The organism is Streptomyces sp. NPDC050416 (assembly GCF_044458845.1).
GTDB lineage: Bacteria > Actinomycetota > Actinomycetes > Streptomycetales > Streptomycetaceae > Streptomyces.
Genome location: NZ_JBITII010000003.1, coordinates 491,677 through 517,838, shown reverse-complemented (window position 1 = coordinate 517,838; position 26,162 = coordinate 491,677). Strand labels below are relative to the sequence as shown.

General features: G+C 69.5%; 19 protein-coding genes, 2 tRNA genes and 4 pseudogenes. 3 read left to right on the top strand and 22 right to left on the bottom strand.

Features of this window, described 5'->3' with window-relative positions:
• Nucleotides 1-180 precede the first annotated feature (180 nt).
• From ACIBL4_RS11890 to ACIBL4_RS11810, 17 genes and pseudogenes are all read right to left on the bottom strand, one after another.
• Nucleotides 181-963 carry a TIGR03936 family radical SAM-associated protein gene (locus tag ACIBL4_RS11890; protein WP_399408878.1) on the bottom strand — a complete coding sequence of 261 codons (783 nt, stop codon included), beginning with the start codon at nt 961-963 and terminating at the stop codon, nt 181-183.
• Nucleotides 964-1,011: 48 nt separating this feature from the next.
• A complete protein-coding gene (locus ACIBL4_RS11885) occupies nt 1,012-2,199 on the bottom strand; it encodes a hypothetical protein (RefSeq protein WP_399408876.1) in 1,188 nt (395 codons plus the stop codon).
• 98 nt (nt 2,200-2,297) lie between these two features.
• Nucleotides 2,298-2,768 (bottom strand): GNAT family N-acetyltransferase, encoded by a 471-nt coding sequence (locus ACIBL4_RS11880; RefSeq protein WP_399408874.1) that lies wholly within the window; start codon nt 2,766-2,768, stop codon nt 2,298-2,300.
• Nucleotides 2,768-2,996, bottom strand: a pseudogene (locus ACIBL4_RS11875) (helix-turn-helix domain-containing protein). Before ACIBL4_RS11875 ends, ACIBL4_RS11880 begins: the two are co-directional and overlap by 1 nt.
• Nucleotides 2,996-3,205, bottom strand: a pseudogene (locus ACIBL4_RS11870) (DUF2975 domain-containing protein); the annotation flags it as partial. The pseudogenes ACIBL4_RS11870 and ACIBL4_RS11875, both read right to left, overlap by 1 nt.
• Before the next feature lie 89 nt (nt 3,206-3,294).
• On the bottom strand, nt 3,295-5,259 hold the full coding sequence (locus ACIBL4_RS11865; RefSeq protein ID WP_399408872.1) for a TIGR03960 family B12-binding radical SAM protein: 1,965 nt from the start codon (nt 5,257-5,259) through the stop codon (nt 3,295-3,297).
• Nucleotides 5,260-5,379: 120 nt separating this feature from the next.
• Nucleotides 5,380-6,881 (bottom strand): annotated as a pseudogene (locus ACIBL4_RS11860) (CHAD domain-containing protein).
• Nucleotides 6,882-6,946: 65 nt separating this feature from the next.
• Nucleotides 6,947-7,555, bottom strand: a complete 609-nt coding sequence (locus tag ACIBL4_RS11855) for a hypothetical protein (protein ID WP_399408871.1) — start codon at nt 7,553-7,555, stop codon at nt 6,947-6,949.
• A 22-nt stretch (nt 7,556-7,577) separates the two neighbouring features.
• Complete coding sequence (rodA, locus tag ACIBL4_RS11850) at nt 7,578-8,780, bottom strand: rod shape-determining protein RodA (protein WP_399408869.1); 1,203 nt, start codon at nt 8,778-8,780, stop codon at nt 7,578-7,580.
• Nucleotides 8,777-11,023, bottom strand: coding sequence for a penicillin-binding protein 2 (gene mrdA / locus ACIBL4_RS11845; protein ID WP_399408867.1), 2,247 nt, complete (start codon nt 11,021-11,023; stop codon nt 8,777-8,779). The genes rodA and mrdA overlap by 4 nt, the downstream gene beginning before the upstream one ends.
• 148 nt (nt 11,024-11,171) lie before the next feature.
• A complete protein-coding gene (gene mreD, locus ACIBL4_RS11840; RefSeq protein WP_399408865.1) occupies nt 11,172-11,843 on the bottom strand; it encodes a rod shape-determining protein MreD in 672 nt (223 codons plus the stop codon).
• Nucleotides 11,844-11,856: 13 nt separating this feature from the next.
• Complete coding sequence (gene mreC, locus ACIBL4_RS11835) at nt 11,857-12,804, bottom strand: rod shape-determining protein MreC (protein WP_399408863.1); 948 nt, start codon at nt 12,802-12,804, stop codon at nt 11,857-11,859.
• 144 nt (nt 12,805-12,948) lie between these two features.
• Complete coding sequence (locus ACIBL4_RS11830) at nt 12,949-13,968, bottom strand: rod shape-determining protein (RefSeq protein ID WP_030569938.1); 1,020 nt, start codon at nt 13,966-13,968, stop codon at nt 12,949-12,951.
• Nucleotides 13,969-14,233: 265 nt separating this feature from the next.
• On the bottom strand, nt 14,234-14,647 hold the full coding sequence (ndk, locus tag ACIBL4_RS11825) for a nucleoside-diphosphate kinase (RefSeq protein ID WP_274816273.1): 414 nt from the start codon (nt 14,645-14,647) through the stop codon (nt 14,234-14,236).
• 64 nt (nt 14,648-14,711) lie between these two features.
• Nucleotides 14,712-15,068, bottom strand: coding sequence for a DUF4233 domain-containing protein (locus ACIBL4_RS11820; protein ID WP_399408860.1), 357 nt, complete (start codon nt 15,066-15,068; stop codon nt 14,712-14,714).
• Nucleotides 15,069-15,074: 6 nt separating this feature from the next.
• Nucleotides 15,075-16,598 (bottom strand): bifunctional folylpolyglutamate synthase/dihydrofolate synthase, encoded by a 1,524-nt coding sequence (locus ACIBL4_RS11815; RefSeq protein WP_399408859.1) that lies wholly within the window; start codon nt 16,596-16,598, stop codon nt 15,075-15,077.
• A 171-nt stretch (nt 16,599-16,769) separates the two neighbouring features.
• On the bottom strand, nt 16,770-19,394 hold the full coding sequence (locus ACIBL4_RS11810; protein WP_399408857.1) for a valine--tRNA ligase: 2,625 nt from the start codon (nt 19,392-19,394) through the stop codon (nt 16,770-16,772).
• A gap of 138 nt (nt 19,395-19,532) precedes the next feature.
• Here ACIBL4_RS11810 and ACIBL4_RS11805 point away from each other — a divergent pair, with 138 nt between their 5' ends.
• On the top strand, nt 19,533-20,480 hold the full coding sequence (locus tag ACIBL4_RS11805; protein WP_399408855.1) for a hypothetical protein: 948 nt from the start codon (nt 19,533-19,535) through the stop codon (nt 20,478-20,480).
• A gap of 61 nt (nt 20,481-20,541) precedes the next feature.
• Here the strand turns inward: ACIBL4_RS11805 and clpX are convergent, their stop codons facing one another.
• From clpX to ACIBL4_RS11780, 5 genes are all read right to left on the bottom strand, one after another.
• Nucleotides 20,542-21,828, bottom strand: coding sequence for an ATP-dependent Clp protease ATP-binding subunit ClpX (gene clpX, locus ACIBL4_RS11800; protein WP_399408853.1), 1,287 nt, complete (start codon nt 21,826-21,828; stop codon nt 20,542-20,544).
• Nucleotides 21,829-22,010: 182 nt separating this feature from the next.
• The gene (locus ACIBL4_RS11795; RefSeq protein ID WP_086560987.1) at nt 22,011-22,718 is read right to left on the bottom strand and encodes an ATP-dependent Clp protease proteolytic subunit; all 708 of its coding nucleotides are present in this window, start codon (nt 22,716-22,718) and stop codon (nt 22,011-22,013) included.
• A gap of 109 nt (nt 22,719-22,827) precedes the next feature.
• Nucleotides 22,828-23,433 (bottom strand): ATP-dependent Clp protease proteolytic subunit, encoded by a 606-nt coding sequence (locus tag ACIBL4_RS11790; RefSeq protein WP_030240055.1) that lies wholly within the window; start codon nt 23,431-23,433, stop codon nt 22,828-22,830.
• Nucleotides 23,434-23,768: 335 nt separating this feature from the next.
• Nucleotides 23,769-25,151 carry a trigger factor gene (tig, locus tag ACIBL4_RS11785; protein ID WP_399408851.1) on the bottom strand — a complete coding sequence of 461 codons (1,383 nt, stop codon included), beginning with the start codon at nt 25,149-25,151 and terminating at the stop codon, nt 23,769-23,771.
• Between the two features lie 193 nt (nt 25,152-25,344).
• Nucleotides 25,345-25,421, bottom strand: a tRNA-Pro gene (locus tag ACIBL4_RS11780).
• 165 nt (nt 25,422-25,586) lie between these two features.
• Here ACIBL4_RS11780 and ACIBL4_RS11775 point away from each other — a divergent pair.
• Nucleotides 25,587-25,660 (top strand) — tRNA-Gly (locus ACIBL4_RS11775).
• Nucleotides 25,661-25,756: 96 nt separating this feature from the next.
• A pseudogene (locus ACIBL4_RS11770) lies at nt 25,757-26,151 on the top strand (RNA-binding protein).
• Nucleotides 26,152-26,162 lie beyond the last annotated feature (11 nt).

The window sequence follows — 26,162 nt, the reverse complement described above, 5'->3', positions numbered from 1 at the left end:
TGTGCGCGTCGCCGCCGTCCGGGGCGCGGGCGCCGCACGGGAGCTCTCTGTGTCCTGTCTCGCCGGTTCCGTACGCCGAATGCGTACGGCCTGGCGAAAGTCTTCTGGTCGGTGCGCTGCCCGACCCAGGTGGCTCCCGAGTCCGAGGGCGGCGCTACGACGTCCGTCCCTTCGCGGAACCTACGCCGGCGCCGTCGCGGCGGCAGGCGGTTCGGCCTTTGAGCGGGCCTCCGCTGCCTCGCGGTCGGGCGCGAGCGGGTCGGTCACCGTGCCGGTCTCTTCATCGAACAGCCCCTGCGCCAGCCTGGTCACCGCTGCGGGGACCGGCGGCGCCAGGTCGGCCACGGCGCGGAGACCGGACAGGACGTCGTCGGGTCGTACGGCAGGCGTCACGTGCCGAACAACCAGCCGCAGTATCGCACAGGGCTGGTCGGTCGGCCTATCAGCCTGGGAACTCTGTGTTTCCGTGAGGCCGGGGATCTCCAGGCTCACGACGGCGGAGCGGGCGTCGAAGGTGCGGACGCCGTTCTTCATGAGGCGCTGGACCTCGACGGTTTCGGCCGCGTTGAAGGCGTCCACCGCCCGGCGGGCTTCCTCCTGGGACACGCCGTCCAGTCGCAGCTCCCACACGGAAGCCGTCAGCCGGTCGGCCAGCCCCGAGGTGTGGGCCTCGACCGCCTCGACGATGTCGAGCCCGGCGGGCATCGACTCGTCGAGAAGGGCCCTGAGCTGCTCCGGGTCGCGGGGCGCGGTGAGCGCGATCTCCAGATACTCCGCCTCACTGCCCGTGCCGGTGGGTGCGGCATTGGCGTACGACACCTTCGGGTGCGGCGTGAAGCCGGCCGAGTACGCCATCGGCACCTCGGCACGGCGCAACGCACGCTCGAAGGCGCGCTGGAAGTCACGGTGGCTGGTGAACCGGAGGCGGCCGCGCTTGGTGTAGCGCAGTCGGATGCGCTGCACCGCGGGTGCGGGCGGCGGGCCTTCGGGCTGTCGCTTGCCCAGTGTCGTTCAGTCCTTCGTGAGAGCGGTCGTACTGCTACCAAGAGTACGTGCCTCGCGGCCCGAAGGTTCCCCGAGGTCGACCGGCTGCGGCTGCCCGGGCTCACCGAAGAGCATCCGCCGGAAGTCGGCGCGCGCCTGACGTACGGATTCCCGGGCGGAGGCCAGCGCCTGCCGCGTGGCCCGTCCCACACTGCGGGCGGCCTCGGCGGCGGGCCGCAGGACGGCGTCCCGCACGACGTGCCCGACGGGCGTCAGCACGCTCCGGTACACCCACCGCACCGGCTCGACGAAGATCCACCTCAGGAGTGTCGCGAGGAACCGCCCGACGGCGAGCGAGATGTGCCCGGCGATGCGCCAGGCATGCCCGAGGGCGTCCCACACCTCGCGTCCGATGACGGCGAGGACGCGTCCGACCGGGGCGAGGACCCAGCGCCAGAGGGCGAGCACGGGCAGGACGAACAGAACCCGGGCGATCCAATAGAGGGCCGTTCCGATGCCGGTGACGACCCTGCCCACCAGCCACACCAGCCCCTTGGCGCACCAGGCGATCGCCCGCCCGACGGGCGCGAGCACCCACGTGTACAGCCACACGGCGGGTACGACGACGAGATACCGGGCGAGCCACGCCACGACCGCGAACACGCCGGCCCCGACCGCGGCGAGCACGGCGCCGAGCCCCTTCAGCACCCACATCACGGCACGCCCGACCGGCGTGAGCAGATACGAGTACACCCAGCCGAGCGCGGCGCCGACGCCCCGGGCGACCCAAGTGGCGACCCATTCGATCGCGTGGCCCACCGGCGTCAGCACCTGCCGGTAGAACCACACCAGCGGCACGACGAGCACCACGTTCCCGAGCCACCCGAGCGCCTTGGCCACAGGCACGACGACATACCGCCACAGCCCCACGAACGGCCAGACGAACACCGCCCGCCCGAGCCACAGCAGCGCCCGGCCCAGCGGCCGCAGCAGCACGTCGTTCAGGAACCGCCCGGCCACGACGAGCGCGTCCCACACCATCCGCACGGGCACGACCAGCACGAGCACGACGATCCGCACGGGAATCCGGATCGCGACGGCGAGACACCCCTCGGGCGCCGCCTCACGCACCGGCGGCGCGGACGGTTCGGGTACCCGTTTCCGCAGATCGACTCGCGTCCCGGAGCCCTCGCGGGCCGGTTTCTCCAGATCCATACCGTCGTAGACGCCTCAGCGGCCCGTCCGGATCCAGCACCGCACAGCCCCGCCCCGTTCTTCCGCAGATCCTCCACCTGGCGTGATGATCATACGGCTCACGCGCCCGCGACCGGCGCGTGCAGCAGCCGGGGCGACTCCTCAAAGCCGCACCGGGCGTACGCGGGGATCGCCCGCGGGGTCGAGTGCACGGTCACCCGCTCCAGCCCGAGCTCCCGGGCCCCGTCCAGAACCGCCCGGATGAGCGCACCGCCCACCCCGCCGTCGCGCGCCTCGGGTACGACGTACACGCACTGGAGATCGCCGGAGGCCCGCCGGGGCGCCCGCGGCGTGGGCACGCGCTGCACCACCGCCAGCCAGGCCATACCGATGACGACGTCGTCGTCGCGCACGACCACCATGCACCGGTGCGACCCGGCGTTGTCCCGGGCCCATTCGACGAAGTGCCGTACGAATTCCTCGCGTTCGCCGAGGGCCTCGCCACCGTTCTCGACGAGCCACTCCCAGCGAAGTGCCGCCACGGCCGCCAGTTCGCCGGACTGAGCCGGCCGGATGCTGATGTTCTCCATCAGTGCATTGTCCGGTCGGCGGCTCCGTCCGCCTCCCACCGCAGCAGATCCCCCGGCTGACATTCGAGGACCTCGCAGAGGGCGGCGAGGGTGGAAGCGGACCGCCTTGGCGCGACCGTTCTTGAGGACCGCGAGGTTGGCGGGGGTGATGCCGACGCGTTCCGCGAGTTCGCCCACGGACATCTTCCGCCTGGCCAGCATCACGTCGATGTCGACGGCGATCGGCATCAGATGACCTCTTCCAGCTCGGCCTGCATCCGGGCCGCTTCGATGTCCCGTGCGACGGCCTGGGCGAGCAGCATCCGCAGGACGAGCACGACCAGCGCGACACCCGGCACGGCCACGACGACCCCGCACAGCAGCAGCACCACCCCGGGAGCGACGGCCTCGCCCGGGGCGAGGACGACCGCGAGCGCGAAGACCAGCAGGGCGGCCGACGTACGCGGCGGAAGCGAAAGAGCCCCCTCCGAGTCGGAGGGGGCTCCCCGTGCGGCGAGACGGATGCGGTGCCGCCGCCGGACGACCGTCAGTGCGCGTGCCCGCTCGGCGCCGGGGCCGCGTTCTTGACCGTCAGGGGCAGGAGCTTCTTGCCCGTCGGGCCGATCTGGATCTGGGTGTCCATCTGCGGGCAGACACCGCAGTCGAAGCACGGCGTCCAACGACAGTCCTCGACCTCCGTCTCGTCGAGGGCGTCCTGCCAGTCCTCCCAGAGCCAGTCCTTGTCGAGGCCGGAGTCCAGGTGGTCCCAGGGCAGGACCTCCTCGTACGTGCGCTCGCGCGTCGTGTACCAGTCGACGTCGACGCCGAAGGGGGCCAGGGCCTTCTCCGCGCACCGCATCCAGCGGTCGTACGAGAAGTGCTCGCGCCAGCCGTCGAAGCGGCCGCCGTCGTCGTAGACCGCGCGGATGACGGCGCCGATCCGGCGGTCGCCGCGGGACAGCAGGCCCTCGACGATGCCGGGCTTGCCGTCGTGGTAGCGGAAGCCGATAGAGCGGCCGTACTTCTTGTCGCCACGGATCTTGTTGCGCAGCTTCTCCAGGCGGGCGTCCGTCTCCTCCGCCGACAGCTGCGGCGCCCACTGGAAGGGGGTGTGGGGCTTGGGGACGAAGCCGCCGATCGAGACCGTGCAGCGGATGTCGTTGGAGTTCGAGACCTCGCGGCCCTTGGCGATGACCTTCGTCGCCATGTCGGCGATCTGGAGGACGTCGTCGTCGGTCTCCGTCGGCAGGCCGCACATGAAGTACAGCTTCACCTGGCGCCAGCCGTTGCCGTAGGCGGTGGCGACCGTGCGGATCAGGTCCTCTTCCGAGACCATCTTGTTGATGACCTTGCGGATACGCTCCGAGCCGCCCTCGGGGGCGAAAGTGAGGCCGGAGCGGCGGCCGTTGCGCGTGAGTTCGTTCGCCAGGTCGATGTTGAAGGCGTCCACGCGGGTGGACGGGAGGGAGAGGCCGACCTTGTCGTCCTCGTAGCGGTCCGCGAGGCCCTTGGCGATGTCGCCGATCTCCGAGTGGTCCGCCGAGGAGAGGGACAGCAGGCCTACCTCCTCGAAGCCCGTCGCCTTCAGGCCCTGCTCGACCATGTCGCCGATGCCCGTGATGGAGCGTTCACGGACCGGGCGGGTGATCATGCCGGCCTGGCAGAACCGGCAGCCGCGGGTGCAGCCGCGGAAGATCTCCACCGACATGCGCTCGTGGACCGTCTCGGCCAGCGGGACCAGGGGCTGCTTGGGGTACGGCCACTCGTCGAGGTCCATCACCGTGTGCTTGGAGACCCGCCACGGGACACCGCTGCGCTTCGGTACGACGCGGGCGATACGGCCGTCCGGCAGGTACTCGACGTCGTAGAAGCCGGGTACATACACCCCGCCCGTCTTCGCCAGGCGGAAGAGGAGCTCCTCGCGGCCGCCGGGGCGGCCCTCCGCCTTCCAGGCGCGGATGATCGCGGTGACCTCCAGGACGGCCTGCTCGCCGTCACCGATCACCGCGCAGTCGATGAAGTCCGCGATCGGCTCGGGGTTGAACGCGGCGTGGCCGCCGGCCATGACGATCGGGTCGTCCAGGCCGCGGTCCTTGGACTCCAGGGGGATCCCGGAGAGGTCCAGGGCCACCAGCATGTTGGTGTAGCCCAGCTCCGTGGAGAAGGACAGGCCCAGCACGTCGAAGGCCTTCACGGGCCGGTGGCTGTCCACCGTGAACTGCGGGACACCGTGCTCCCGCATCAGCTCCTCGAGGTCCGGCCACACGCTGTACGTGCGCTCGGCGAGGACGCCCTGCTGCTCGTTGAGCACCTCGTAGAGGATCTGGACGCCCTGGTTGGGCAGGCCGACCTCGTAGGCGTCCGGGTACATGAGCGCCCAGCGGACGTCACAGGAGTCCCAGTCCTTGACCGTGGAGTTGAGTTCTCCGCCGACGTACTGGATCGGCTTCTGCACGTGCGGGAGCAGAGCTTCGAGCTGCGGGAACACCGACGCAGCGACTTCGGCAGGCATGTCGCGCACCTTCGTGAGCTGGACTGAACGGACAGGGTGACCATCCAGACTAACGCGACCCGGACGCACCTTCGTACGCGCGGAAGATCAGCGAAAGATCAGCGGAGGATCAGAGGAGGGTCAGAGGCCCGCCGCCCCGTCCTTGATCCCGGCCCAGAATCCGGGCAGCTCGGTCTCCACGCGCACCGCCCGTTGCTCCTCGCGCTCATGGAGCAGGCCGTAGGTGAAGGCGCTCTCCCCGGCCGCGTGGGCGACCGCCGACAGCTCGCGCAGGGCCTGCCTGGCCATCACGCTGTCCTGGTGCTCGCCGAGCAGGGTCTGGAGCGCCTTCATGGACTTGACCAGGTCCTTGGCCGGCTTGCCGAGGGCAGGCCGGGCCGCCTCCGCGGCGTAGCGGGCGCGCTTGGCCTTCTTGCGGGCCTCGTGGATCGCGACGTCACGGTCGGTGCCGGGCTCCAGTTCCACGGCCCGCTCGACCAGCCCGGCGACCTTGCGGAAGTCCTTCTTCACGGCCCTGGCGATCGGCTTGCGGGGCTTCTTGCCGGCCGCCTTCCGCAGGGGCGGGTCGGCGATCAGCGCGTCCAGGGTGTCGAGCAGGGCGAGGTAGCGGCGGGAGTCCAGGACGCCGATGAGCCGGCCACGGTTCCCGCCGTGCTCGGTTCTCGCCCAGGTGTGCAGCCGCTCGCCGACCGGTCCGCGCACCAGGGTGGCCGGCACCTCGTCGAGGGCCGCCGTCAGCCGTTCGGTCAGCACCTCGCGGTCCCGGTCCAGGCCCAGCTCACCGGCCAGCCACTTCAGCCCGTCACCGACCGGGTCGGTGACGGTCCGGTCGAGGATCTCGCCGTAGGACTTGAAGACGCTGCGCAGCCGGCGGGTGGCCACGCGCAGGCTGTGCACCGAGTCCTCGATGTCCCGCCGCACGGCCGGGTCGAGCTCGACGAGGGCGTCCCGCTGGGCCCGCACGTACGCCAGGACGTGGTCCGAGGCCGTCACCGGTTCCGCGGCCGGGGCGCGCGCTGCTCGTGCGGCGCCGTCTCCGCCAGGGCCCGCGCCAGCTTCGATGCCGAGGCCGACGGCCGTACGCCCGCCTTGCGCAACCGCTTCTCGACCTTGTCGAGGAAGGCCGGGTCTCCCCCGTCGGCGAGCTCCACCTCGATCTCCGTCCACTGCGCCGCACCGCCGCCGGCCGTGAGCCGGTCGGCCTGGACGGCGTCGACGCTGACCTCGGCGAGCAGCCGGCCGTCGGCGTCGACGAGGTGACGCACGTCACGGTCGGAGCGCAGCCGGACGACGGGCAGCAGTGCGCCGCCGCGGACGCGGGAGCGGACGAGCCCGGCGAGGTCGTCGGGGAGGGTGTCGGAGAGCGGGGCCTGGATCTCGTCGCGGACGCCGGGGGCGACGGGGAACTTCAGATGCCAGCCCGCGTCCGAGCCGCCGGTGCGGCGGCGCAGGGTGACGGACGACGCGGCGAGGCGTTCGTCGGCGGTGTCGTAGTAGGTGGCGTCGAGGTGGGCGACGCCCTTGTCGAGCACGGCCGCGACACCGGCGACACCGGTCAGGTCGGGAAGCCCGCCGTCCTCGGACTCGTACTTCCGTTCGACCTCGCGCTTCGTCTCCGCCATGACATGAATCTAGTGGCAGACCAGCCGGGACGGCAGTGGCCGGCGCCTCACAAGGGGCGTCGCGCTCAGGTCGTCAGCAGGGCCCGCATCTCCTCGCCGTCCGGGAACGGCGCGTCCTCCACCGTCCGGGAGACGAGGTACACGTGGGCGTCCTCGAACTGGTGGTACGACAGCGGCTCCGGGCCCTGTCCGACGATCAGCACGTTGTGCTCCAGGCGCCAGCTGACGTACCGGGTCGTGAATTTGGGCTGCCGGATGTCGTGGTCCGGCAGGCCCAGCCGGTCGGTGAAGCGCCGCACCACGGTGCCGAAGTGCGCGTCGAACTCCGGCCGCCAGGCGCCCTCCTCGCTGGTCCAGCCGGGCAGGGTGCCCCAGCAGTCCTCGTCGAGCAGGCCGCCGTCGACCGAGTAGAGGTAGGCGAACGGCAGGTAGAGCGAGCCGTCGCCGTCGCAGGTGACGAAGTGGCCCTGCGGGGTGACGTCGGTGGCTTCGGGGACATCGGGTGTGTCCTCGTACGCCGGTCCCCGCACCGCCTGCGACCAGTCGCGCCAGCCGCCCTCGCGCATCCGCGCCTCTATGGCGTCGCCGTCGGTCAGGTCCAGCTCCGCCAGCGCGAGGAGCTGACTCACCAGGTCCTCGGTCACCGGGCACAGGGCCACGTACTCCCCGGACATTCCACTCCCCCGTTACTGCCCGCTAGGCCGACATCGGGCGCTGGAGCCGGATCGACTGCAGCAGACCGACCGCTATCCACACGGCGAACATCGACGAGCCGCCGTACGACACGAACGGCAACGGCAGGCCGGTGACCGGCATGATGCCGAGCGTCATGCCGATGTTCTCGAACGTCTGGAAGGCGAACCAGGCGACGATGCCGGCGGCGACGATCGTGCCGTACAGGTCGCTGGTCTCCCTGGCGATACGGCAGGCCCGCCACAGGATGATGCCCAGCAGCAGGATGATCAGGCCGCCGCCGAGGAAGCCCAGTTCCTCCCCGGCCACGGTGAAGACGAAGTCCGTCTGCTGCTCGGGCACGAACTGGCCGGTGGTCTGCGAGCCGTGGAAGAGGCCGGAGCCGGTCAGTCCGCCGGAGCCGATGGCGATGCGGGCCTGGTTGGTGTTGTAGCCGACACCGGCCGGGTCGAGCTCGGGGTTGGCGAAGGCGGCGAAGCGGGCGATCTGGTAGTCGTCGAGCACCCCGATCTGCCAGACGGTGACCGCGCCGATGGCGCCCGCGCCGAGCAGCCCGAACACCCACCGGTTGGTGGCACCGGAGGCGAGCAGCACGCCGAGCACGATGATGACCATCACCATGACCGACCCGAGGTCCGGCATGAGCATCACGATCACCATGGGCACGGCGGCCAGGCCCAGCGCCTGCATGACCGTGCGGTGGTCGGGGTACTGCCGGTCGCCGGCGTCGACTCTGGCCGCCAGCAGCATCGCCATGCCCAGGATGATCGTGACCTTCACGAACTCCGAGGGCTGGAGGGAGAAGCCGCCGGGGAGCTTGATCCACGAATGGGCGCCGTTGATCGTGGAGCCGAGCGGCGTGAGCACCAGCAGGATCAGCAGGACCGAGAAGCCGTACAGGACCGGCACGGCCGTGCGCAGGCCTCGGTGGCCGAGCCAGATCGTGCCGGCCATCAGGGCGAGGCCGATGCCGGTGTTGAGCAGGTGCCGGATGAGGAAGAAGTACTGGTCGCCCTGGTTGAGCTCTGTGCGATTGCGGGTCGCCGAGTAGACGAGGAGCGTGCCGAGCAGGGACAGGGCCATGGCCGACATCAGGATCGGCCAGTCCAGCCGACGCGCCACCGAGTCGCGGGCGAGGAGTCTGGTCCAGCCCGAGCGCTCGGGGCCGTAGCCGGAGACCTGGAAGCTGTTCACACCGCCGGTCATGTCGGCAACCTCCGGCTTCCCCGCCGGCGCCGGCGCCTTCGGGTGTCACGGTTCTCCGGCGACGGCGGGGCCGACGTGGCCGGCTGGAGCGGGTCGGCCGGGGCGTTCGGGTCCTTCTTGTCCGCCTGCTGGTCCTTGGCCGGGTCCTTGGGGACCTTCGGGGAGGCGATCGTGCCGTCCGTCTTGACCTTCGGCAGGGCTTTCTCCGGGCTGGGCAGCAGGGCCTTCTTCCGGTCGATGTCGCCGTCCGGGGAGACGCCGTACAGCGCGTTGTAGATGTTGCGGACGGCGGGGCCCGAGGCACCGGAGCCCGTACCACCCTGGGAGATCGTCATGACGACCGAGTAGTCCTTGGTGTACGTGGCGAACCAGGAGGTGGTCTGCTTGCCGTAGACCTCCGCCGTACCCGTCTTGGCGTGCATCGGGATCTTGTCCTGCGGCCAGCCGCCGAACCGCCAGGCGGCCGTACCGCGGGTGGCGACTCCCGCGAGGGCTTCGTCTATGCGGTCGCGCGTCTGCTGCGTCATCGGCAGCTTGCCGTGCGGCTTGGGCTGGATCGGCGTGACGGTCTTGCCGTCGGCGCTGATGACGGCCTTGCCGACGGAGGGGTTGTAGAGGGTGCCGCCGTTGGAGATGGCCGAGTAGATGGTGGCCATCTGGATGGGCGTGACGAGCGTATCGCCCTGGCCGATGGAGTAGTTGACGGAGTCACCGGCGCGCATGCGGTTGCCTTCGAGGCAGTTCTCGTAGGCGATCTTCTCGGCGTAGCTGCCGTTGCGCTTGCCGGTGCGGCACCAGGCGTCCTTGTTGGCCTTCCAGTAGTCCAGCTTCCACTTGCGGTCGGGGACGCGGCCGGTGACCTCGTTGGGCAGGTCGATGCCGGTCTCCTTGCCGAGGCCGAACTGGTGGGCGGTCTTGTAGAACCAGTCGTTGGCGTTCTTCTTCGGCTTGGTGCCGCCGTCCCTCTTCCACTCCTCGTGGGAGAGCCGGTAGAAGACCGTGTCGCAGGAGACCTCCAGGGCGCGGCCGAGGCTGATCGGGCCGTATCCCTTGGACTCGAAGTTCTTGAAGACCTGGCCGCCGATCGAGTACGAGCTGGAGCACTGATAGGGGCCGTCGAAGGAGTACCCCGCGTTGACCGCGGCGGCCGTCGGGATCACCTTGAAGATGGAGCCGGGCGCCGACTGGCCCTGGATCGCGCGGTTGAGCAGCGGGTAGTTGGAGCTCTTGCCGGTGAGCCGCGCGTAGTCCTTGGCGGAGATGCCGCCCACCCAGGCGTTCGGGTCGTACGTCGGGTTGGAGGCCATGGCGACGACGCGGCCGGTCTTGGCCTCCATGACGACGACGGCGCCGGAGTCAGCCTTGTAGTTGGTGCCCGTGTTGCGGTCGTGCTCCTTGCGGGCCTGCTTCATGGCCTCGTTCAGCTGGTACTCGGCGATCCGCTGGACGCGGGCGTCGATGCTGGTGACGAGGTTGTCACCGGGGTGGGCCGGGTCGGCCTCGGCCTGGCCGATGACGCGGCCGAGGTTGTCGACCTCGTAGCGCGTGACGCCGGCCTTGCCGCGCAGCTGCTTGTCGTACTGGCGCTCCAGGCCGGAGCGGCCGACCTGGTCGGAGCGCAGATACGGCGAGTTGGTGTTCTGGGCCTTCTTGATCTCCTCGTCGGTGACCGGCGAGAGGTAGCCGAGGACCTGGGCGGTGTTGGCCTTGCCCGGGCTCGGGTAGCGGCGCACGGCCTCGGGCTCGGCGGTGATGCCGGGGAAGTCCTCGGCGCGCTCGCGGATCTGGAGGGCCTGCTTGGGGGTGGCCTCGTCGGTGATGGGGATGGGCTGGTACGGCGAGCCGTTCCAGCAGGGCTGGGGCGTCTTGGCGTCGCAGAGCCGGACCTTCTCCTGGACCTCCTTGGGCGTCATGCCCAGGACTCCGGCGAGCTTGGTGAGGACGTCCTTGCCGTCGTCCGGCATCTTCAGCAGCTCGGTGCGGGAGGCGGAGACGACCAGTCGTGTCTCGTTGTCGGCGAGGGCCACGCCGCGCGCGTCCAGGATGGAGCCGCGGACGGCGGGCTGGACGACCTGCTGGACGTGGTTGCCCGACGCCTCCTTGGCGTACGCCGCGCCCTCACGGATCTGGAGGTACCACAGGCGTCCGCCGAGGGTGAGCAGGAGGGACAGGACGAGGACCTGGATGACGACGAGCCGGATCTGGACCCGTGGGTTCCGCCCGGTCTCGGGGATGTTGGTCACTGCGGCTGCCTCCCCCTCTCGGTGCGCGTACGGATGTACGGGTACGAAGGTGTCTCCGGGCACGCGTGTGCGGATACGAATGAGGAACGACGGGCCCAGGAGCCGGCGTTCCTACCGGAGGGGTCCGTTCGGGTGAACTTCCCTGCGTTCACAGCCGCTTGACCCCCTTGATGCGCCCGGCCCGCGCCATCCGCGCCCGGGCCGCCTTCATGCGCAGCCCGTTCCGCTGGCTGCCGATCTTCAGACCGGTGCCGCCGGAGAGCCAGCCGGAGGAGATGTCCGTGGCCTTGGCCCCGGAGCCGGTCTCGGCGAGCGGATCGTTCTCGGCGCGTCTGGCCAGCGCCATCACCCCCGGCACCACGAACGGGGCGAGCAGCAGGTCGTACAGGGCGGCCGTGAACAGCAGGCTGCCCAGACCCACATGGCGCGCGGCGGTGTCCCCGACGAGAGCACCGACCCCGGCGTACAGCAGGGTGGAGCCGAGGGCGGCGGCGACCACCACGACCATGGGGCCGGTCGCGGACTTCAGCTGGCCCGTCTCCGGCTTCACCAGGCCCGCGAGGTAGCCGATGACGCACAGCACGAGCGCGTAGCGCCCGGCAGCGTGGTCGGCGGGCGGGGCCAGATCGGCGAGCAGGCCCGCGCCGAACCCGACGAGGGCGCCGCCCACATGGCCGTACACCAGGGCGAGGCCGAGGACGGTGAGGAGCATCAGGTCGGGCACGGCGCCCGGCAGGTGCAGGCGGGCGAGGACGCTCACCTGGATCACCAGGGCGACGACGACCAGGGCGGAGGAGAGCAGGATCCGGTTGACGCGCATGAGGTGACAGCTCCTACTGCTCTTGCTGGTTCTGGCCGTCTGCGGGGGCCTCGGCGGACGGCGTCACGGTCACCGTCACCGTCGGCCTCGGAGTCGGCTTCGGCTTGGGCGGGAGCACCGTGTCGCGCGGGTTCTTCTTGGGGGCCTCGACGACGACGCCGACGATGTCGAGCTTGCTGAAGGCCGCGTACGGCGTGACGTAGAGCGTGCGGGTCAGACCGCCGCCGGACGGGTCGACGCGGGAGACCACGCCGACGGGCACGCCGGGCACGAACGGCCGGTCGGCCTGCGAGCCGAAGGTGACCAGGCGGTCGCCCTTCTTCACCTCCGCCTTGCCGTTGAGGAGTTCCACGCGCAGCGGGCGGTCGCCCTGCCCGGAGGCGAAGCCCAGCTCGTCACTGGCCTCCATCCGGGTGCCGACCGTGAAGTCGGGGTCGCTGGCGAGCAGGACCGTGGCGGTGTTGGGTCCGACGGTGGTGACCCGGCCGACGAGCCCGTCCCCGTTCAGGACGGTCATGTCGCGTTTGATGCCGTCGTTGGCGCCGACGTCGATGGTGATGGTCCAGGAGAAACCCTGCGCGGCCCCGATGGCGATGACCTCGGCTCCCTTGATGCCGTACTGCCCCTGGCCGGCGATCTTCAGCATCTTGTCGAGCTGCTTGAGGCGGCTGCGGCTGCGGTCGTCGCTGCCGAGCCGCGCCTTCAGGGCCGCGTTCTCCTCTTCCAGCGCGGCGAGCCGGTCGTGCCGCTCACCGGATTCCCGGATGGCGGAGACCGCGTTGCCGACCGGGTCGACCGCAGCCGACACACCGCTCTCGATCGGGCCGAAGACCGTCGCCGCGCCCTGCCGGGCACCGTCGACCGGGGAATCCTCCCCACCGCGAATGTCCACCGTGATCAACGCGAACGCGATGGCGATCAGCAGCACCAGGAGCAGCCGGCTCTCTCGTGTGTCCCTCACGTGCGGCGGCCGTGCCCTTCCTCATAGGAATTCGGGAAGCCCCAGGGAAACCCGAGGGGCTGCATTGTGGGAGCTTATGCATCTATATCAACGATCCGCCGTACGAGAGGAGATCATCCCGTACGGCGGAATCGAAGAGTTACGTCATCTGCGCGGCTGGGCGTCCAGCACCTGCTGGAGCGCCTCGAACTCCTCGACGCACTTTCCGGAACCGAGCGCCACGCTGTCCAGAGGATCCTCGGCGATATGGATCGGCATGCCGGTCTCCCGGCGCAGCCGCTCGTCCAGGCCCCTCAGCAGCGCTCCGCCGCCGGTCAGAACGATTCCTCGGTCCATGATGTCGCCGGACAGCTCCGGCGGGCACTTGTCGAGGGTCGTCTTGACGGCGTCGACGATCGCGTTGACCGGCTCCTCGATCGCCTTGCGGACCTCCGCGGCGGAGACCACGACGGTCTTCGGCAGCCCGGACACAAGGTCCCGGCCTCGGATTTCGGTGTGCTCGTCGGTGTCCAGGTCGTACGCAGAACCGATCGTGATCTTGATCTGCTCGGCCGTGCGCTCACCCAGCAGGAGGGAGTACTCCTTCTTGATGTGCTGGATGATCGCGTTGTCCAGCTCGTCGCCCGCGACACGGATGGACTGGGCGGTGACGATGCCGCCGAGAGAGATGACCGCGACCTCCGTGGTGCCGCCGCCGATGTCGACCACCATGTTGCCCGTGGCCTCGTGGACCGGCAGGCCGGAGCCGATGGCAGCGGCCATGGGCTCCTCGATGATGTGCACCTGGCGGGCGCCGGCCTGGGACGACGCCTCGATGACGGCACGGCGCTCGACGCCCGTGATGCCCGAGGGCACACAGACGACGACCCGCGGACGAGCCAGATACCGCCGCTTGTGGATCTTCAGAATGAAGTAGCGGAGCATCCGCTCGGTGATCTCGAAGTCGGCGATCACACCGTCCTTCAGCGGACGAACGGCAACGATGTTGCCGGGCGTTCGCCCGATCATCTTCTTCGCTTCGGCACCGACCGCGAGGATGCCACCGGTGTTGGTGTTGATCGCGACGACGGACGGCTCGTTGAGTACGATCCCGCGACCCCTGACGTACACCAGCGTGTTGGCGGTCCCGAGGTCGACAGCCATGTCACGGCCGATGAACGACATTGAGTTCCCCATCAGGATTCGTCTGGCCTTCCCACTAGCTTTTGAGGGCTTTTCAGGTAGGCAAAGGTGGGTGCTGTGACGTGAAGGCTTCCATCGTAGACGCGCCTTCGCGAACACTGCGGGAGGGTCTCCGCCATTGTCAGCAGACGCCGCAGGGGTTCGCTTGTGGAGACGGGCGTTCGGGGACCATCGTTCCCTCGATCGCCACGCATATGCCAGAAAAGTCCGGGAGCCGTGGCTCCCAGACTTCCCTCGCCGTTTCACTTCAGGCGCGACCCGGGAAGAAGATCTTCACCTCGCGCTCGGCGGACTCCTCCGAGTCGGAGGCGTGGATCAGGTTCTCCCGGACGATGACGCCGTAGTCGCCGCGGATGGAACCCGGGGCCGCGGCGATCGGGTCGGTCGGCCCGGCGAGCGCGCGCAGCCCCTCGATGACCCGCTCACCCTCGACGATCATCGCCACGACCGGGCCGGAGGCCATGAACTCCACCAGCGGCTCGTAGAAGGGCTTGCCCTTGTGCTCGCCGTAGTGCTGCTCCAGCGTGTCCTGGTCCAGCGTGCGCAGCTCCAGCGCGGTGATCGCCCAGCCCGCCTTGCGCTCGATGCGGCTGATGATCTCGCCGGTCAGGCCGCGACGGACGGCGTCGGGCTTGAGGAGGACGAGGGTGCGCTGGCTCACGACGGGCTCCTATGCATCAAGGTTGTGCGGTGGAACGAGATTACCCGGCGTGTCGGGGAGCCTGTTACGCAGCGTCAGGTGTGGAGGAGCCGGACCGGTCCGCGAATCGCGCCTTCGCCTCGTCCACCTTCCGCCCGTAGTGCACCGACGCCCACCACAGGGCCGCGAAGACCACGCCCAGGAAGAACATCATCGGCACGGCGAAGCCCGACGCGATGAGCGCGATCTGCAACGCCCAGCCGAGCGCGACCCCGCCCGGGCGCGTCACCAGACCGCACAGCACCAGGCACAGGAACATCGCGACACCGCTGACCGTCCACACGGTCGCCATGGACAGGTCGGGATCCTTCATGGCGACCAGACCGGCGAAGCCGATGATGAAGAACTCGCCGATCAGGGTCGACGAACAGAGCGTACGCACGGGATCTCAGCCCCTCCCCAGGAGCAGTCGGGCCTCGCCGACGGTGATGACGGAACCGGTGACGAGCACACCGCCGCCCGCGAACTCGCCCTCCTCCTCGGCCAGCGTGATCGCGGCCTCCAGCGCGTCGGGCAGCCGCGGCTCCACCTGGACGCGCTCCTCGCCGAACACCTCGACGGCGATACCGGCCAGCTCGTCGGCGTCCATCGCGCGGTGACTGGAGTTCTGCGTGACCACGATCTCGGCGAACACCGGCTCGAAGGCCTCCAGCAGCCCCCGCACGTTCTTGTCGCCGCTCGCGCCGACGACACCGATGAGCCGGCTGAACTGGAAGGCCTCACCGATCGCCTCGGCCGCCGCCCGGGCGCCCGCCGGATTGTGGGCGGCGTCGAGCACGACCGTCGGGGAACGCCGCACGACCTCCAGCCGGCCCGGCGAGGCGACGGCGGCGAACGCCTTGCGGACCGTGTCGAAGTCGAGCGGCTCGGCCCGCTGCGCGCCGACGCCGAAGAACGCCTCGACGGCGGCGAGCGCGACGGCCGCGTTGTGCGCCTGGTGCGCGCCATGCAGCGGCAGGTACACCTCCGGGTACTCGCCGCCCAGGCCGCGCAGGGTCAGCAGCTGACCGCCGACGGCCACCTGCCGCTCCACGACACCGAACTCCAGGCCCTCCCGGGCCACGGTCGCGTCCACCTCGACGGCCCTCTTCAGCAGCACCTGCGCCGCGTCGACCGGCTGCTGCGCCAGGATGACCGTCGCACCCTGCTTGACGATGCCGGCCTTCTCGGCGGCGATCTCCGCGTGCGTGGTGCCGAGCCGGTCGGTGTGGTCGAGGTCTATGGGCGTGACGACGGCGACGTCGGCGTCGATCACGTTCGTGGCGTCCCAGGAGCCGCCCATGCCGACCTCGACGACGGCGACGTCGGCGGGCGCGTCGGCGAACGCCGCGTACGCCATGCCGGTGAGCACCTCGAAGAAGGACAGCCGGTACTCCTGCGACGCGTCGACCATCTCCACGTACGGCTTGATGTCCTGGTACGTCTCGATGAACCGCTCGGGCGCGATGGGGGCGCCGTCGAGACTGATGCGCTCGGTGATCGACTGCACGTGGGGCGAGGTGTAGCGGCCGGTCCGCAGCTCGAAGGCGCCGAGCAGGGCCTCGATCATGCGGGCCGTGGAGGTCTTGCCGTTCGTCCCCGTGATGTGGATCGACGGGTAAGCCCGCTGCGGCTCCCCCAGCACGTCCATCAGCGCGGCGATCCGGCTGACGGAGGGCTCCAGCTTGGTCTCGCCCCAGCGGGTGGCGAGCTCCGCCTCGACCTCGCGCAGGGCCTTGTCGACCTCGGGGTCGGCGGGCCGGGTCGGGATGTCGGCGTCGGGCGGGCCGCCCTGGGTGCGCAGGGTTCGGCTGCCGGCTTCGATGACCGCGAGGTCGGGGTCGCGGGTGGTCTCCTCCGCGATGATCTCATCGAAGGTGTTGAGGGGGTCGGGCTGGTCGTCGGCGTTGTGGTCTGGGGGGAGCTCGCTCACGGGGCCCAGTCTACGGAGACGGACTGACATTGTTCGCCGTGGGCGGGTGCGGGTCCATGGGGGCTGGTCGCGCCCACGCGGCGCAGCCGCACATCGATACAGCCCCGCGCCCCTGACTACGTCACGGCCCCGGCGCTGACAAGCACCGGGGCCGTGCGACCGTACGAACCTTTACGCCTGCGGCAGCCTCTCCAGCTGTGCCTGGATCCGGGTGATGTCCTCCTCCGCCTTGGCGAGGCGGGTGCGGATCTTGTCCACGACGTGGTCGGGGGCCTTCGCCAGGAACGCCTCGTTGCCGAGCTTGGCGTTCGCCTGCGCCTTCTCCTTCTCCGCCGCCGCGAGGTCCTTCGCGAGGCGCTTGCGCTCCGCCGCCACGTCGATCGTGCCGGAGAGGTCGAGGGCGACCTCCGCGCCCGCGACCGGCAGGGTCGCCGTGGCCGTGAAGGCGTCGCCCTCCGGCTGGAGCCGAAGCAGCTGGCGGATGGCGGCCTCGTGCGTCGCGAACGGCGTGCCGTCCAGGGCGAGCCGGGCCGGGACCCGCTGACCGGGCTGGAGGCCCTGGTCGGCGCGGAAGCGGCGGACCTCGGTGATGACCGACTGCAGGCTCTCGATCTCGCGCTCGGCGTCGGCGTCCCGGAAGCCACTGTCCTTCGGCCAGTCGGCGATGACGACCGACTCGCCGCCGGTGAGGGTGGTCCACAGGGTCTCGGTGACGAAGGGGACCACCGGGTGCAGCAGCTTCAGCGTGACGTCGAGAACCTCACCGAGGACCCGCTTGCTGACCTCGGCCGCCTCGCCGCCCGCCTGGAACGTCGTCTTGGACAGCTCGACGTACCAGTCGAAGACCTCGTCCCACGCGAAGTGGAACAGCGCGTCGGACAGCTTCGCGAACTGGTAGTCGTCGTAGTACGCGTCGACTTCGGCGACGACCGTGTTCAGGCGGGAGAGAATCCAGCGATCCGTCGCGGACATCTTCGACGGGTCCGGCAGCGGGCCGTCCACCGTCGCGCCGTTCATCAGCGCGAAACGCGTCGCGTTCCAGATCTTGTTGGCGAAGTTGCGCGAGCCCTGGACCCAGTCCTCGCCGATCGGGACGTCGACACCGGGGTTGGCGCCGCGCGCGAGGGTGAAGCGCAGGGCGTCGGAGCCGTACTTGTCCATCCAGTCCAGCGGGTTGACCGCGTTGCCGAAGGACTTCGACATCTTCTTGCCGAACTGGTCGCGGACCATGCCGTGCAGGGCGATGGTGTGGAACGGCGGGGTGCCGTCCATCGCGTACAGGCCGAACATCATCATCCGGGCGACCCAGAAGAAGAGGATGTCGTAGCCGGTGACCAGGACCGAGTTCGGGTAGAACTTCGCGAGCGACTCGGTCTGTTCGGGCCAGCCCAGCGTGGAGAACGGCCACAGGCCGGAGGAGAACCAGGTGTCGAGGACGTCGGTGTCCTGACGCCAGCCCTCGCCGCTCGGCGGCTCCTCGTCGGGGCCGGCGCAGACGACCTCGCCGTTCGGGCCGTACCAGACCGGGATGCGGTGACCCCACCACAACTGCCGCGAGATGCACCAGTCGTGGAGGTTGTCGACCCAGTCGAAGTAGCGCTTCTCCATCTCCTGCGGATGGATCTTGACCCGGCCGTCGCGGACCGCGTCACCGGCGGCCTTCGCGAGCGGGCCGACCTTGACCCACCACTGCATGGACAGGCGCGGCTCGATCGTCGTCTTGCAGCGCGAGCAGTGGCCGACCGAGTGGACGTAGGGCCGCTTCTCGGCGACGATCCGGCCCTCGGCGCGCAGCGCGGCGACGATGGCGGAGCGGGCCTCCAGGCGGTCCTGGCCCTGGAAGGGGCCGTGGGCGGTGATGACCGCGTGCTCGTCCATGATCGTCAGGGCCGGGAGGTCGTGGCGCTGGCCGATCTCGAAGTCGTTCGGGTCGTGGGCCGGGGTGACCTTGACGGCACCCGTGCCGAACTCGGGGTCGACGTGCTCGTCGGCGACGACCGGGATGGAGCGGTCGGTCAGCGGCAGCTTCACCAGCTTGCCGATCAGGTGCTTGTACCGCTCGTCCTCGGGGTGAACGGCGACGGCCGTGTCACCGAGCATGGTCTCGGCGCGGGTGGTGGCGACGACGATGGTGTCGTCCCCGTCGCCGTACTTCATGGAGACGAGCTCGCCGTCGTCGTCCTGGTACTCGACCTCGATGTCCGAGATGGCGGTCAGGCACCGGGGGCACCAGTTGATGATGCGCTCGGCGCGATAGATCAGCTCGTCGTCGTAGAGCCGCTTGAAGATGGTCTGGACGGCCTGGGACAGGCCCTCGTCCATGGTGAACCGCTCACGCGACCAGGCGACGCCATCTCCCAGGCGCCGCATCTGTCCGCTGATCTGCCCGCCGGACTCGGCCTTCCACTGCCAGACCCGCTCGACGAAGGCCTCACGGCCCAGGTCGTGCCGGGACTTGTTCTCCTTGGCGAGCTCCCGCTCGACGACGTTCTGCGTGGCGATACCGGCGTGGTCCATGCCGGGCTGCCACAGCGTCTCGTAGCCCTGCATCCGCTTACGGCGGGTCAGAGCGTCGATGAGCGTGTGCTCGAAGGCGTGCCCGAGGTGCAGGCTGCCCGTGACGTTCGGCGGCGGGATGACGATCGTGTACGGCGGCTTGTCGCTCTTCTCGTCCGCCTCGAAGTAGCCCCGCTCTACCCAGCGCTCGTACAGCGGCCCCTCTACGTCGGCCGGCGCGTACTGGGTCGGCAGGTCGGTGCTGGGCGCTGGTGGCTGCTGCTGAGCGTTCTCGGTCACGGGGGTCAGTTTAGGGGTGTCACCACCCCGTCCCGAAACGCGTTTGCTGTGTAACGGTGCGGGCCCCGATGCCATGCACACGGCGGGTCTGCGCCAGGATGTCTCGAACGCATAAGCATCTGGAGGGGAACCCAGAACATGAGCTACAACCAGCCGGGCCCGTACGGCGGGCAGCCCCAGCAGCCCGGACCGTACGGCCAGCCCGGTCCGTACGGCCAGCAGCCGCAGGCGCCCCAGCCCGGCTACGGCTACCCCCAGCAGGCCCCTCCGCCCCAGCCCGGCTACGGCTACCCGCAGCAGCCCCCGCAGGGCGTCCCGCCCCAGCCGGGTTACGGCCAGCAGCCCCCGTACGGCCAGCAGCCGCCCTACGGCCAGGCCCCGTACGGCGTCCCCCAGCCCCCGGCCCCGGGCGGCAAGAAGAAGACGGGCATCATCATCGGCGCGGTCGCGGTGGTCGCGGCGATCGCCGTGGGCGCGTACTTCGTGATCGGCGCGGGCGGTGGCGGCCTGGAGGACGACGGGCCGCACAAGCTCACGACGCCGGCGACGGTGCTCAGCGACTACAAGCGCACCACGAAGGACGGGGCGACCGTCGGCACCGACTCGACGGCGGAGCTGGAGAAGAGCGGTGTCAAGAACGCCAAGTCCGCGGCGGCTCTCTACTCCACGGTGGATCTGAGCGACTACGACCCCGACGATCCGTCGTCCGCGGCGAAGATGGCGACGGCCAAGACTCTTTCGGTGGCCGGTGCCTACGGTGAGATCTCCGACCCGGAGGCGACGCTGGACCTGTTCTTCGCCAACTTCAAGAAGTCGGCCGAGAAGGAGTCCGCCACCGGGTCCGGCAAGCCCGAGCTGGTCGGCGAGCCCGAGGCGGCCGACCTCGACGGCGCGGTCATGAAGTGCCAGTCGGTCAAGGGGCAGGACCGGGCGACCAAGCAGGAGAAGACCAACTGGTTCTGCGCGTGGGCCGACTACAGCACCATCGCCATCGTGTCGCCGGGCGAGGCGGCCAAGGGCGTCACCAAGGACGTGGCGATCGACCTCACCACCAAGGTCCGCGGGGAAGTCCGCATCAAGGCCTGACGCCGGAAACGACGAAGGCGCCCAGCAGAAGTGCTGGGCGCCTTTCGCGTGCGGTGAGTGACTAGGCCGTCTTCTGCTCTCCCGGACCGCGTCCGCGCGCATCCCGCGGAATCAGCGTCGGGTTGACGTTCGACTGGACGACGTCCGCCGTGATGACGACCCGGGCCACGTCCTTGCGGGACGGGACCTCGTACATCACGCCCTGGAGGACTTCCTCCATGATGGCGCGCAGGCCGCGCGCGCCGGTCTGGCGCAGGATGGCCTGGTCCGCGATCGCTTCGAGGGCCTCGCGCTCGAAGTCCAGCTCCACTCCGTCGAGTTCGAAGAGGCGCTGGTACTGCTTCACGAGCGCGTTGCGCGGCTCGACGAGGATCTGGAGCAGGGCCTCGCGGTCGAGGTTGTGGACCGAGGTGATCACGGGCAGGCGGCCGATGAACTCGGGGATCATGCCGAACTTGACCAGGTCCTCCGGCATGACCTCCTGGAACTGGTCCTTGGACTCCATCTCGCGCTTGGAGCGGATCTGCGCGCCGAAGCCGATGCCCTTGGCGCCGGCCCGGGACTCGATGATCTTCTCCAGGCCCGCGAAGGCACCGCCCACGATGAACAGCACGTTCGTCGTGTCGATCTGGATGAACTCCTGGTGCGGGTGCTTGCGGCCGCCCTGCGGCGGGACGGAGGCCGTGGTGCCCTCGAGGATCTTGAGGAGGGCCTGCTGTACGCCCTCCCCGCTCACGTCGCGCGTGATCGAGGGGTTTTCACTCTTCCTCGCGACCTTGTCGATCTCGTCGATGTAGATGATCCCGGTCTCGGCCTTCTTGACGTCGTAGTCGGCGGCCTGGATCAGCTTGAGCAGGATGTTCTCGACGTCCTCGCCGACGTAGCCGGCCTCCGTGAGGGCCGTGGCGTCGGCGATCGCGAAGGGGACGTTCAGCATCCGCGCGAGGGTCTGCGCGAGCAGGGTCTTGCCGGAGCCCGTGGGGCCGAGGAGGAGGATGTTGGACTTCGCCAGTTCGATGGCGTCGTCGCGGCCGCTCGCCCCGCCGTTCTCACCGGCCTGGACCCGCTTGTAGTGGTTGTAGACCGCGACGGAGAGGGCCTTCTTGGCGGCCTCCTGGCCGACCACATAGCCCTCGAGGAACTCGTAGATCTCGCGGGGCTTCGGGAGCTCCTCCCAGCGGACCTCGCTGGTCTCCGCCAGCTCTTCCTCGATGATCTCGTTGCAGAGGTCGATGCACTCGTCGCAGATGTACACACCGGGCCCTGCGATGAGCTTCTTGACCTGCTTCTGGCTCTTGCCGCAGAACGAGCACTTGAGCAGATCGCCGCCGTCACCGATGCGTGCCACGGTGTGCTTCCCCTTCGCCTGGGAGACTCCTGGACGCCGACGTCCAAGCGGACTCCTGGTGCTGCCTTATGTCCGACGGTACCTTGCCGGGCCCCTCGTTCGGGCCCCCCTTGGCGCGGTTCACTTTGACGTGGACCGTCCGAAACCGTGCCAAGGGGCGGCAGACGATACAGCCTGTCGCCTCAGCGCAGGCTCGAGTTGTCCATCTTCCGGGTGGAGATGACCTGATCGATCAGGCCGTAGCTCAGCGCGTCCTCGGCCGTGAGGATCTTGTCGCGCTCGATGTCCTCGCGGATCTTCTCGATCGTCTGGGTCGAGTGCTTGGCCAGCATCTCCTCCAGCTGCGTACGCATGCGGAGGATCTCGTTGGCGGCGATCTCCAGGTCGGACACCTGGCCGCGGCCCGTCTCGCTGTAGGGCTGGTGGATCAGCACGCGCGCGTTCGGCAGGGCCATGCGCTTGCCCGGCGTACCGGCGGCGAGCAGGACGGCGGCGGCGGAGGCCGCCTGGCCCATGCAGACCGTCTGGATGTCCGGCTTCACGTACTGCATCGTGTCGTAGATCGCCGTGAGCGCCGTGAAGGAGCCACCGGGGCTGTTGATGTAGACCGAGATGTCACGGTCGGGGTCCATCGACTCCAGGCACAGCAGCTGCGCCATGACGTCGTTGGCGGAGGCGTCGTCGATCTGGACGCCGAGGAAGATCACACGCTCCTCGAAGAGCTTCGCGTACGGGTCGTACTCGCGGATGCCCTGGGAGGTGCGCTCGACGAAGCGCGGGATGATGTAGCGGGACTCGGCCTGCGGGCCGGTGTACTCGCCCTGAGCGGCGCGCATGTCCTGCACGGCGTGCATACGGTCGTAGATCCCGCTGCCGGGGAACTGGTTCACGGTGTCTCCTGAAAAGGGCTGAGGCGGTCGGCTGGGGCTGTCTGGGGTCTCGGGGGCCCGGGAGGGCTCCGTGGGCCTCACGGGGCGCCACAGGCCCCGTGGGGACCTCTCAGGCCCCGGTGCCGCCGCCGCCCGGCATACCGGCTGCCGTGGGGATCACGTCGTCGATGAGGCCGTACTCCTTGGCCTCGAAGGCGTCGAACCAGCGGTCGCGGTCCGAGTCGCGGGTGATCTGCTCGACCGTCTGGCCGGTGTGCTGGGCGGTGAGCTCGGCCATGCGCTTCTTGGTGTGCAGCAGCCGCTCGGCGTGGATCTTGATGTCCGAGGCGGAGCCCGCCAGGCCGGCGGAGGGCTGGTGGATGAGGATCTCGGCGTTCGGCAGCGCGAAGCGCTTGCCGGGGGTGCCGGCGCTGAGCAGGAACTGTCCCATCGAGGCCGCGAGGCCCATGGCGATCGTCACCACGTCGTTCTTGATGAACTGCATGGTGTCGTAGATCGCCATGCCGGCCGTGATCGAACCGCCGGGGCTGTTGATGTACAGGTAAATGTCCTTGTCCGGATCGGCGGCAAGGAGCAGCAGCTGTGCGGTGATCTTGTTCGCGATGTCGTCGTCGACCGGCTGGCCGAGGAAGATGATCCGCTCGTTGAGCAGCCGGTTGTAGACCTGGTCGCCGAGGCCACCACCGATGGAAGGCTCGCCGGCGGCTGAAGGCATCAGATTCGTCACGTATCCACCTGCTCGTCTTACGACGGCGCCGGGCCGTCTCACGTGTTCCCTGCGGGGCGGGAGCCGTATCGGAGACTCCACTGCCCTGGTATTCATGGACCCTAACGCGCGGGTCCCTTCGGGGAATCCCGGAGATGGGAGTGTTCGCCGGGGGCGTAGCGCTGCGCGGCTGTGGCGGGGTGATTCGGTCCATCGGCGGCTGCGGGCGCGTCGTGGTGGCTCGCGCAGTTCCCCGCGCCCCTGGGGTGTCCTATCCCCCTGGGTGACAAGAAGGCCCTGGGGCGTGCCCCAGGGCCTTCTCACGAACTCACCGCTGCCGGGGCTCAGCCCTCGGTCTTCTCCTCGGCGGTCTCCGACTCGGCGGCCTCGGCCTCGGCGGACTCGGCCTCGTCCTCTTCGTCGTCGAGGTCGATGATCTCGCCGTTGGTGTCCTTGACCGTGGCCTTCTCGACCACGACGGCCAGGGCCTTGCCGCGGGCGACCTCGCCGACCAGGAGCGGAACCTGGCCGCCCTCGACGACCGCCTGGGCGAACTGGTCGGGGGACATGCCGGAGGAGGCGGCACGCCGCATGAGGTGCTCGGTGAGCTCCTCCTGGTTGACGTTGAGCTTCTCCTGCTTGACGAGCTCGTCGAGGACGAACTGCGTCTTGATGCCCTTGACCGCGGCCTCGCGGGTCTCGGTCTCGAACTCCTCCTCGCTCTTGCCCTGGATCTCCAGGTACTTCGCGAGGTCGAGACCCATCTGGCCGAGCTGGTGGTGCTCGAGGTTGTGCTTGCGCGTGTTGACCTCGTCCTCGAGCAGCTTCTCGGGGACGGGGACCTCGACCAGCTCGAGCAGCTTCTCCAGGACGCGCTCCTGGGCCTGCGTGGCCTGGTCGTACTGCTTCATGTTCTCCAGGCGCTTGCGGCTGTCGGCGCGCAGCTCCTCGATGGTGTCGAACTCGGAGGCGAGCTGAGCGAACTCGTCGTCCAGCTCGGGCAGTTCACGCTTGGCGACCTGGGTGACCTTGACGGTGACCTCGGCCTCCTTGCCGGCGGCGGAGCCGCCCTTGAGCTCGGAGGTGAAGGTGGCCTCGCCACCGGCCTCCAGGCCCTTCACGGCGTCGTCGATGCCGTCCAGCAGCTCGCCGGAGCCGATGGTGTAGGAGACGCCGTTGGCGACGCCGTCCTCGAGGACCTCGCCCTCGACCTTGGCCTCCAGGTCGATCGTCACGACGTCGCCGTCCTCGGCGGCACGCTCGACCGGGGCGGTGGTGGCGAAGCGCTCACGGAGCTCCTCGACCGCCTTGTCGACGTCCTCCTCGGTGACCTCGACGGCGTCGACCTCGACCTCGATGCCGGAGTAGTCCGGGATCTCGATCGCGGGGCGGATGTCGACCTCGGCGGTGAAGTTCAGCGTCTCGCCGTCCTTCAGCTCCGTGATGTCGACCTCCGGCTGGCCCAGGGGGCTCAGCTCGGCCTCGTTGACCGCGTCGGTGTAGAACTTCGGCAGCGCGTCGTTGACGGCCTCCTCCAGCACCGCACCGCGGCCGAACCGCTGGTCGATGACCCGGGCCGGGACCTTGCCCTTGCGGAAGCCCTTCACCGTGACCTGCTGGTTGATCTTCTTGTACGCCGCGTCGAGGCTGTCCTTGAGCTCCTCGAAGGGCACCTCGACAGTGAGCCGAACCCGAGTCGGGTTCAGGGTCTCCACGGCGCTCTTCACGGTTCGGTCTCCTTGTGGCTGACTTCTTGGGTTCTGCCGGTGCCAGAGCGGCCCGGCGGATTTCGCCGCCCGGAGGACTTCAGACGATGAGACACACGGGCGTGCAGCTTGCATAGTAACGGCAGCGACTACACCGCCCAAAAGGCGATCACGCGAGTGATCGGGGGACGATCACGCGAGGTGACCGGGTGGCTGGTCGGGGTGGCGGGATTTGAACCCACGGCCTTCCGCTCCCAAAGCGGACGCGCTACCAAGCTGCGCCACACCCCGTCTGGTGCGACACGTAGGGTACATGCCGCCAGGCGGTGTGGCCGCCGCATTTCCACAGGGGCCCGTGCCGCGTCGGCCACGGCGGGAATGCGGTGTGCGACGGACGGGGCCGACCCGCTACGATGCCTTCAGTGCCGCGGTCGCCCGACCTGCGGCGCGCGCTGTGCGGGCGTAGCTCAATGGTAGAGCCCTAGTCTTCCAAACTAGCTACGCGGGTTCGATTCCCGTCGCCCGCTCCATACGGCTCAGGGCCAGGCGGAGGATCATTCCTCCGCCTGGCCCTGAGTGTTTCCTGGCCCTGATCGCTGCAGGGGGCGTGTCGTTACGGTGATCGCATGACGCCCGACTCCCTCGCACCCGCGGACATCGCGTCGATGCCCAGGATCGAGTTCGCTTTCCCCGGTCCACTGCGCGACCGGCTCGTCGCAGCGATCCTCGACGGTTCGAAGACCTCCACGACCGGACTCGTCGTCCACTACGAGCACGGGGGAGAGCCTCTGCCGGAAGTCGGGAACCGCGCAGGTGGATATCGCGCACGTGACAGATGAGGGGGAAGGGCACAGCAGCGTGGCCGAGTGGCGGGTAGGGGCACGAGCGGTTCTGGCACAGCGAGGAGATGCGGGCGGCCTTGGGGGACCCCGGCTTCACCGTCGACGACACGACGCCGGCGGTTCTGGAACGCTTCCGCCTCGTCGTCGACCTGCGCCCCTCCGACGAGCAGGACAGGTAAAGCCGGCGTCC

Excerpts from the sequence above, each read along its gene's own strand:
- ACIBL4_RS11790 (WP_030240055.1), bottom strand. The coding sequence starts at position 23,433 with ATGCCTTCAGCCGCCGGCGAGCCTTCCATCGGTGGTGGCCTCGGCGAC.
- ACIBL4_RS11855 (WP_399408871.1), bottom strand. The coding sequence starts at position 7,555 with ATGTCCGGGGAGTACGTGGCCCTGTGCCCGGTGACCGAGGACCTGGTG.
- ACIBL4_RS11865 (WP_399408872.1), bottom strand. The coding sequence starts at position 5,259 with ATGCCTGCCGAAGTCGCTGCGTCGGTGTTCCCGCAGCTCGAAGCTCTG.
- ACIBL4_RS11805 (WP_399408855.1), top strand. The coding sequence starts at position 19,533 with ATGAGCTACAACCAGCCGGGCCCGTACGGCGGGCAGCCCCAGCAGCCC.
- ACIBL4_RS11830 (WP_030569938.1), bottom strand. The coding sequence starts at position 13,968 with ATGTCGTTCATCGGCCGTGACATGGCTGTCGACCTCGGGACCGCCAAC.
- rodA (WP_399408869.1), bottom strand. The coding sequence starts at position 8,780 with ATGACCGGCGGTGTGAACAGCTTCCAGGTCTCCGGCTACGGCCCCGAG.
- ACIBL4_RS11880 (WP_399408874.1), bottom strand. The coding sequence starts at position 2,768 with ATGGAGAACATCAGCATCCGGCCGGCTCAGTCCGGCGAACTGGCGGCC.
- mreD (WP_399408865.1), bottom strand. The coding sequence starts at position 11,843 with ATGCGCGTCAACCGGATCCTGCTCTCCTCCGCCCTGGTCGTCGTCGCC.
- ACIBL4_RS11885 (WP_399408876.1), bottom strand. The coding sequence starts at position 2,199 with ATGGATCTGGAGAAACCGGCCCGCGAGGGCTCCGGGACGCGAGTCGAT.